This is a genomic window from Neisseria sp. P0022.S010 (assembly GCF_051956635.1).
This window is the reverse complement of sequence record NZ_JBQCXF010000121.1, coordinates 1-7,919: the sequence shown is the minus strand read 5'-3', so window position 1 is coordinate 7,919 and position 7,919 is coordinate 1. Positions and strand designations below refer to the sequence as shown.

General features: G+C 50.1%; 6 protein-coding genes. 5 read left to right on the top strand and 1 reads right to left on the bottom strand.

Going from position 1 to position 7,919, the window contains the following annotated elements; translation table 11 throughout:
• Window positions 1–5: 5 nt before the first annotated feature.
• From ACTHUT_RS11180 to ACTHUT_RS11170, 3 genes are read left to right on the top strand one after another with little or no spacing between them, the layout of a single operon-like run.
• Window positions 6–1,316, top strand: a complete 1,311-nt coding sequence (locus tag ACTHUT_RS11180) for a paraquat-inducible protein A (RefSeq protein WP_250601164.1) — start codon at window positions 6–8, stop codon at window positions 1,314–1,316.
• Entirely contained in the window at window positions 1,313–2,974 is a 1,662-nt protein-coding gene (gene pqiB / locus ACTHUT_RS11175; protein WP_250601166.1) for an intermembrane transport protein PqiB, read from the top strand. Before ACTHUT_RS11180 ends, pqiB begins: the two co-directional genes overlap by 4 nt.
• Window positions 2,974–3,492, top strand: coding sequence for a PqiC family protein (locus ACTHUT_RS11170; RefSeq protein WP_250601168.1), 519 nt, complete (start codon window positions 2,974–2,976; stop codon window positions 3,490–3,492). Before pqiB ends, ACTHUT_RS11170 begins: the two co-directional genes overlap by 1 nt.
• Window positions 3,493–3,548: 56 nt before the next feature.
• On the opposite strand, the gene ACTHUT_RS11165 is transcribed toward ACTHUT_RS11170, so the two are convergent.
• Window positions 3,549–4,259: a GrxB family glutaredoxin gene (locus ACTHUT_RS11165; protein WP_250601170.1), complete on the bottom strand. Its 711-nt coding sequence runs from the start codon at window positions 4,257–4,259 to the stop codon at window positions 3,549–3,551.
• Between the two features lie 88 nt (window positions 4,260–4,347).
• Between ACTHUT_RS11165 and ACTHUT_RS11160 the strand changes: the two genes are divergently transcribed.
• Together ACTHUT_RS11160 and ACTHUT_RS11155 are read left to right on the top strand one after the other, a co-directional pair.
• On the top strand, window positions 4,348–6,561 hold the full coding sequence (locus ACTHUT_RS11160; RefSeq protein ID WP_250601172.1) for a RelA/SpoT family protein: 2,214 nt from the start codon (window positions 4,348–4,350) through the stop codon (window positions 6,559–6,561).
• Window positions 6,562–6,813: 252 nt separating this feature from the next.
• Window positions 6,814–7,608, top strand: coding sequence for a formate/nitrite transporter family protein (locus ACTHUT_RS11155; RefSeq protein WP_070630334.1), 795 nt, complete (start codon window positions 6,814–6,816; stop codon window positions 7,606–7,608).
• Window positions 7,609–7,919 lie beyond the last annotated feature (311 nt).

Genomic DNA, 7,919 nt, shown 5'->3' with positions numbered 1-7,919 from the left:
GAACCATGAAACGGATTCCTGCCTACCATCGCTGGTGGCGCTACAAGTCTTATCTTCCTGATGCGACGCTGCCTGCACATACGGTGGAATGCCCGGATTGCGGCTGCCGTATGGATATTCCGCGCCTGCGTCAGGGGCAGGAAGCGCATTGTCCGGTGTGCAACCATGAAATCGTGGAAGTGGAAAACAATCCGTATATCGCGCCGATTGCCTATGCGCTGACAACCTTGATTCTGATGGCATTCGCGTACAATATGGTGTATATCCGCGTCGATTTGTTCGGCGTGACATCGATTTTGTCGTTGCCGCAAATGATGCGGCTTTTGATTTCGCTGGATTACGGTTTTCTGGCGGAAGTGATGTTTATCCTTACCTTCGGCGCGCCTTTACTGTTTTTGCTGCTCTGCCTTTATGTTTATACGGCTTTGATACGTGAAAAGGCCTACCCTGCGCTGCGCTTTGCAACGCGTGTATTGGTGCGGCTGCGTCATTGGATTATGGTGGATGTGTTTTTTATTTCCACTCTGGTGGCGTATATCAAGCTCTCGTCCGTTGCTACGGTAGAATTCGGCTCGGCGTTTTATCTGATGTTTCCGTTGTCGGTCATGCTGATTCGGACTTCGGTATCGATTCCGCAGCATTGGGTTTATTATAAGATTCACCGTTTAACCGGCGGCCATGCGGTTCAGGCGGCCACTGAAAACAAAATCTGTTGCAGCCGCTGCCTGTATTTCCGCGATAAAGACGAGCAGCCTTGCGGCGTATGCGGTGCAGACTTATACCGTCGCCGCCCGAAAAGCCTGAGCATTTCTCTGGCGTTTTTAGTCGCGGCGTTTATCCTGTATTTCCCTGCCAACATCCTGCCGATTATGATTTCCTCCAACCCGACGGCTTTGGAGATCAATACGATTTTCAACGGCATTGTTTATATGTGGGACGACGGCGACCGATTGATTGCTGTGATTATCTTTAGTGCCAGTATTATGGTGCCGGTTTTGAAGATTATTGCGATGGCGGTTTTGATTTATTCCGCATACTTCAAACCCGTGATGAGCGCGGACAAGATGTCGATTTTGTATCGGATTACCGAATCCATCGGCCGCTGGTCGATGATTGATATTTTTGTGATTATTATTTTGATGAGTTCGTTCCACACCAATATGGCGCGCGTTGTGCCGGGTGGTGCGGCGATTTACTTCTGCCTGGTCGTTATTTTGACCATGCTTTCGGCCTATTACTTCGATCCCCGCCTGATTTGGGACAAGCAACAGCAGCTTTCAGACGGCCTTGATTCTGACCAGACCTTAACACAATGAAAAAACACGATTCTTCACCCAATTATCACGCCCCGGCACGTGTCAAGAAAACCAATGTCTTCGCGTCCGTCGTATGGCTGATTCCGCTGATTGCGCTGATTGCCGGCGGCTGGCTTTTGGTTAAAGACATCCGCAACCGCGGCCCTGTCGTTACGCTGTTGATGGACAGCGCCGAAGGCATCGAGGTCAACAACACCGTTATTAAGGTGTTGAACGTCGATGTCGGACGCGTTACCCGCATCAAATTGCGCGATGACCAAAAAGGCGTGGAAGTCACTGCCCAGCTCAGCGCCGATGCCAAAGACCTTATCCGCAGCGATACCCAATTTTGGGTAGTTAAACCGCGTATCGACCAAAGCGGCGTTACCGGCTTGGGAACCTTGCTTTCCGGCTCATATATTGCATTTACACCGGGTAAAAGCCAAGAAACCAAAGATGTATTTGTCGTCCAAGACATTCCACCGATTGCCGCCATCGGTCAAAGCGGCCTGCGCCTGAACTTGATCGGTAAAAACGACCGCATCCTCAATGTCAGCAGCCCTGTTTTGTATGAAAACTTTATGGTCGGCCAAGTAGAAAGCGCGCATTTCGACCCGTCCGACCAAAGCGTGCATTACACCATCTTCATCCAAAGCCCTAACGACAAACTGATTAATTCCGCCAGCCGTTTCTGGCTGGAAAGTGGCATTAATATCGAAACCACAGGCAGCGGTGTCAAACTCAATTCTGCCCCTCTGCCTGCCCTGCTGTCCGGCGCGATTTCCTTTGACTCGCCCAAAACAAGCGACAGCAAAAACGTTAAAAGCGAAGACAGCTTCACGCTTTACGACAGCCGCAGCGAAGTCGCCAACTTACCTGACGACCGCTCGTTGTATTACACCGCATTTTTCAAACAATCCGTCCGCGGTCTGACTGCCGGTTCTCCTGTCGAATACAAAGGCCTGAATGTCGGCGTGGTTTCCGATGTTCCCTATTTCGACCGTAACGACAGCCTGCATTTGTTTGAAAACGGCTGGATTCCCGTACGCATCCGCATCGAGCCTTCCCGTTTGGAAATCAATGCGGACGAACAAAGCAAAGAGCATTGGAAACAACAATTTCAGACGGCCTTAAACAAAGGCCTGACCGCCACCATCTCCAGCAACAACCTGCTGACCGGCAGCAAAATGATTGAGTTGAACGATCAGCCTTCCGCCTCGCCTAAGCTGCGGCCACATACCGTTTATGCAGGCGATACCGTTATCGCGACCCAAGGTGGCGGTTTGGACGATTTGCAGGCAAAAGTGGCCGACTTGTTAGACAAGTTCAATAATCTGCCATTGGATAAAACCGTTGCCGGCTTGAACGGTTCGCTTGCCGAGCTCAAGTCCACACTCAAATCTGCCAATGCCGCCCTAAGCTCCATCGACAAACTGGTCGGCAAACCGCAGACACAAAACATCCCTAACGAGTTGAACCAAACCCTGAAAGAATTGCGTCAAACCCTGCAAGGCGTATCGCCTCAATCGCCCATCTACGGCGACGTACAAAATACGCTGCAAAGTTTGGACAAAACCTTAAAAGACGTTCAACCCGTGATTAATACTTTGAAAGAAAAACCCAACGCGCTGATTTTTAACAGCAGCAGCAAAGACCCTATCCCGAAAGGAAGCCGATAATGCGCCTCTTCCCGATTGCCGCCGCCCTGACGCTTGCCGCCTGCGGCACTGCGCAAAGCACACAATATTTCGTTTTGCCCGACAGCCAGTACATCCGACCTGCTGTGCATAGCAACGAAATCGCGGTCAAAGTCAACCTTGCCGAACCGCTTGCCAACGGCGGCCTCGTTTACCAAACCGATGCCTATCATGTGAATCTGGCGAAAAACCACCTTTGGGCGGCACCGCTCGATGGCGCGTTGGCAGCAAACCTCAGCAACAAGCTCAACCGCCTCAATCCACATCGCACCTTTGTGCCTGCTTCACGCAGCCAAAGCAGCCAAACCCTGAAAATCTATATCGAAGCCTTCCAAGGCAGCTATCAGGGGCAGACCACCATCAGCGGTTATGCACAATGGCCGGACGGACGCAGCAAACCGTTTAACGCCGTCACGCCGCAACAAGGCGATGGCTATACCGCCATGCTCGAATCGTTGGAAAACGGTTTGTCACAGGTTGCCGATACGATTGCCTATTAAACCAAAAGGCCGTCTGAAAGATGTTCAGACGGCCTTTTTCATGTTTCAAACATTCATTACAATGCGCGGTCAAAATACAAAGCCACGCCGGAACGCTCGCTCATCGCCAACAAATAATCCATCAATTTTTGCGGCCATTGAATACCACGCACAACGGTCAGGTTACGCAAAATAGGGAACGTCAGGATATCTTCCAAACTGATTTCACCGCCCAAGCCCTCGCCTTCGCACACCAGCGCTTCCAGTTCGGCCAAGTCTTGATGCAGACGCTCCAAATATTGCGCCGTTTTGTTCAGATTAGTCTCGAAATTGCCGATACTTCTCTCTTTTTTATCGATAAAGTATTTTTTCGCTTCATCGGTCTCAAATTCGGGCAGGCCGATTTTAACCATGCGCGGCTGTACCAATTTGTTATTGTATTCGCCCACTTTGTCCAACCAAGCCTGAACCTCGGGACGAACTTCTTCTTTCAGACGGCCTTGATCGATGTAACGGACAATATCCAAACTTTCGCCCATAAACGAACCGTCTTCTTTTTGCAAAATCGGCACTTGTTTTGAGCCAATCATACCAATCGGCGTAGCTTCGTCATCGTTTGCCAAAACAACCTCTTCCACCGCCACATCGCGCAAGCCGTAAATCATCCGCGCACGGACGCAAAACGGGCAATGGTCGTAAATATACAGTTTCATCGAAATACTCCTTAAAATTTCAAAACGGTTAACCATAACACCCAAAGCCGTCTGAAACAAGGTGTCCTGAAACATAGTGCCACATTCGCATACAAATCTAGGGCTGTCGGCAATAAACTGTTACAATAGCAACGTTTTTATCAAAAAGAAAAAAACGCACGCCATGACCACTATTCGCCAAACGCCCCAAACATCGAGTGCAACGCTGGAAGGCCTCCTCGCTTGGTTCGACGGCTATGTTGCCGCGCTGCCCGATTCCGATAAAAACCTGATTCAGACGGCCTTTGACTTAGCTAAAGAACATTATCCTGCCGATGCACTAACGACTTACGGCGAGCCATTGCTGGAACATTTCCTCGGCTCGATGCAAATCGTCAGCGAACTCGACCTTTTGCCCGATGCCGTGGCCGCCACAATTTTGTCCGACATCGGCAAATACGTTCCCACTTGGCACGAATTGGTTACCGAACGCTGCAACAGCACCGTTTGCGAACTGGTCAAAGGCGTGGACGAAGTACAGAAACTAACCCAATTCGCACGCGTGGACAGCCTTGCCACGCCGGAAGAACGCGGCCAGCAGGCCGAAACCATGCGTAAAATGCTGTTGGCGATGGTTACCGACATCCGCGTCGTCCTGATCAAACTGGCGATGCGTACGCGCACCCTCCAATTCTTAAGCAACGTTCCCGACAATCCTGAAAAGCGCGCCGTTGCCAAAGAAACCCTCGACATTTTTGCCCCGCTCGCCAACCGCTTGGGCGTGTGGCAACTCAAATGGCAGCTCGAAGATTTGGGCTTCCGTCATCAAGAGCCGGAAAAATACCGCGAAATCGCCCTGCTTTTGGACGAAAAACGCACCGAACGCCTCGAATACATCGAAAACTTCCTCAATATCCTGAGTACGGAACTGAAAAAATACAATATTCATTTTGAAGTTGCCGGAAGACCGAAGCATATCTACTCCATTTACAAAAAAATGGTGAAGAAAAAGCTCACTTTCGACGGCTTGTTCGACATCCGCGCCGTACGGATTTTGGTGGACACCATTCCCGAGTGTTACACCACGTTGGGCATTGTCCACAGCCTCTGGCAGCCGATTCCGGGCGAGTTTGACGACTATATCGCCAACCCGAAAGGCAACGGCTATAAAAGTTTGCACACCGTCATCGTCGGCCCGGAGGACAAAGGCGTGGAAGTCCAAATCCGCACCTTCGACATGCACCAATTCAACGAATTCGGTGTTGCCGCCCACTGGCGTTATAAAGAAGGCGGCAAGGGCGATTCCGCTTACGAACAAAAAATCGCTTGGTTGCGCCAACTCTTAGACTGGCGTGAAAACATGGCCGAAAGCGGCAAGGAAGACCTTGCCGCCGCCTTTAAAACCGAGTTGTTCAACGATACGATTTACGTTTTGACCCCGCACGGCAAAGTCCTCTCCCTGCCTACGGGCGCTACTCCTATCGACTTTGCCTATGCCTTGCACAGCAGCGTGGGCGACCGTTGTCGCGGCGCAAAAGTCGAAGGACAAATCGTGCCGCTGTCCACGCCTTTGGAAAACGGCCAACGCGTTGAAATCATTACCGCCAAAGAGGGAAATCCTTCCGTCAACTGGCTATACGAAGGCTGGGTCAAGTCCAACCGCGCCATCAGCAAAATCCGTGCCTACATCCGCCAGCAAAATGCGGATACCGTGCGCGAAGAAGGCCGCGCCCAGCTGGACAAACAGTTGTCAAAAATCTTCCCCAAACCCAATCTGCAAGCATTGGCGGAAAAACTCGGCTTCAAAAAAACCGACGAACTCTATACGGCCATCGGTCAGGGTGAAGTTTCCAACCGCGCCATCCACAAAGCCTGTGGCGCGCTGAATGAACCGCCTCCTGTACCTATTGATGAAACCAATATCGTCAAGCAGTCTAAAATCAAAAAAGGCGGCAAAAACGGTATTTTGATTGACGGCGAAGACGGCCTGATGACCACGCTTGCCAAATGCTGCAAACCGGCACCTCCGGACGACATCATCGGTTTCGTTACGCGAGACCGCGGTATTTCCGTCCACCGCAACACCTGCCCTTCTTTCCGCCACCTTGCCGAACAGTCTCCTGAAAAAGTGTTGAATGCAAGCTGGGCAGCCTTGCAAGAAGGACAAGTGTTTGCCGTCGATGTTGAAATCCGTGCCCAAGACCGCTCCGGTTTGCTGCGCGACGTTTCGGATGCTCTAGCGCGTCATAAACTCAACGTTACCGCGGTGCAGACCCAATCGCGCGATTTGGAAGCCAGTATGCGCTTTACCCTTGAAGTCCGCCAAGTCAACGACCTGCCACGCGTATTAGCCAGTTTGGGCGACATTAAAGGCGTTTTAAGCGTAACGCGCTTGTAGTTCTCATTACCCAAGCAAATATAAAGGCCGTCTGAAAGCAACTTTTTCAGACGGCCTTTTACGTTTTTAAAAAGCCAATATCTCCACGCCTCAACTTATCTTTCTTAAAAAGCCAGCCGTTGGCCTTAGCCGCTCCAATATATAACCCCCTCTTCTATTCTTACAACCAGGCGTTATTTCCTACCGGCATCATTCTCAGGCAAACTTATTATCCTCATGATAAACAAGATATTTCCAATTTAAGGGAGCCTCATGGATACACGAGATTTGTACCCTCACGAGATTTTGCAGGAAGCCATCGGCAAGAGCTGCGCCAAGTCCGAGTTCAGCATCAAAATGTTGGTGATTTTAAGTTTTTTAGGCGGCGGCTATGTCGGCTTCGGCTATCTTGCCTGCCTGCGCGTCATCAGCGGCATTCCGGCCGAATGGAACGGTCTGGCCGCCCTTTTGGGTGCGTCCGTATTCCCGATTGCGCTGATTTGTATCTTAATCGGCGGTGGTGAGCTGGCAACAGGCAATATGATGATTATGGCTTTGGGCAGATTGACCGGCCGCGTCAGCACCTACAAACTGGTACGCAACTGGCTCATCGTCAGCTTGGGCAATCTGGCAGGCGCCGTTGCCATGGCCTATTTCCTCGGCCACTACGTTGGCCTGGCAGAGGGAGCTGCTACGGCGAAAACCATTGCCATCGCCGAAGCAAAAGTTAATATGGACTTTGGCCGTGCATTCGTCTCCGCTATTGCATGCAACTGGATGGTGTGCATGGGTATTTGGTTCTACTTCGGCTCACGCCATACTTCAGGCCGCATTTTGGCAACTTGGTTTCCGGTCATGATCTTCGTGTTAATCGGTTTCCAACACTTTGTTGCCAATATGTTCATCATTCCGGCCGGTATTTGGGCAGGTGCAAATGTCAGCTGGGGTCAATTTTTCTACAATATGATTCCCGTCTTCTTAGGTAACGTCCTTGGCGGATCGTCTTTTGTTGCCGCTTTCTATCTCTTCGCTTATAAACATTTGTTGAAAGACGATTTTTCTATTTAGTTCAAACTGACGCACTACCCCGTATTCATCAGAAATACGGGGTAGCGCCATTATCAGGCCGTCTGAAAGCGCCTTTCGTGTCGCATAATTACGCTTTTTCTCTGCGTAACGTTTCATTTATAGGAAAGATAGTTTCATTGCCTTTCCTTTTCTCCAATTTAAGATAATTTTTGCAATCTTTTGTTTTCAAATGACTTCCCCTCAAAAGCACTACGATTTTTCATAAAGCCCGTGTTCCGTGCTTTGCAAAACAAAAAATTTACTGTATTCTGAATTTAATTATTTACAATTTAATGTGGATTGGTTACATA

Excerpts from the sequence above, each read along its gene's own strand:
- ACTHUT_RS11180 (WP_250601164.1), top strand. The coding sequence starts at position 6 with ATGAAACGGATTCCTGCCTACCATCGCTGGTGGCGCTACAAGTCTTAT.
- pqiB (WP_250601166.1), top strand. The coding sequence starts at position 1,313 with ATGAAAAAACACGATTCTTCACCCAATTATCACGCCCCGGCACGTGTC.
- ACTHUT_RS11170 (WP_250601168.1), top strand. The coding sequence starts at position 2,974 with ATGCGCCTCTTCCCGATTGCCGCCGCCCTGACGCTTGCCGCCTGCGGC.
- ACTHUT_RS11165 (WP_250601170.1), bottom strand. The coding sequence starts at position 4,259 with ATGTTTCAGGACACCTTGTTTCAGACGGCTTTGGGTGTTATGGTTAAC.
- ACTHUT_RS11160 (WP_250601172.1), top strand. The coding sequence starts at position 4,348 with ATGACCACTATTCGCCAAACGCCCCAAACATCGAGTGCAACGCTGGAA.
- ACTHUT_RS11155 (WP_070630334.1), top strand. The coding sequence starts at position 6,814 with ATGGATACACGAGATTTGTACCCTCACGAGATTTTGCAGGAAGCCATC.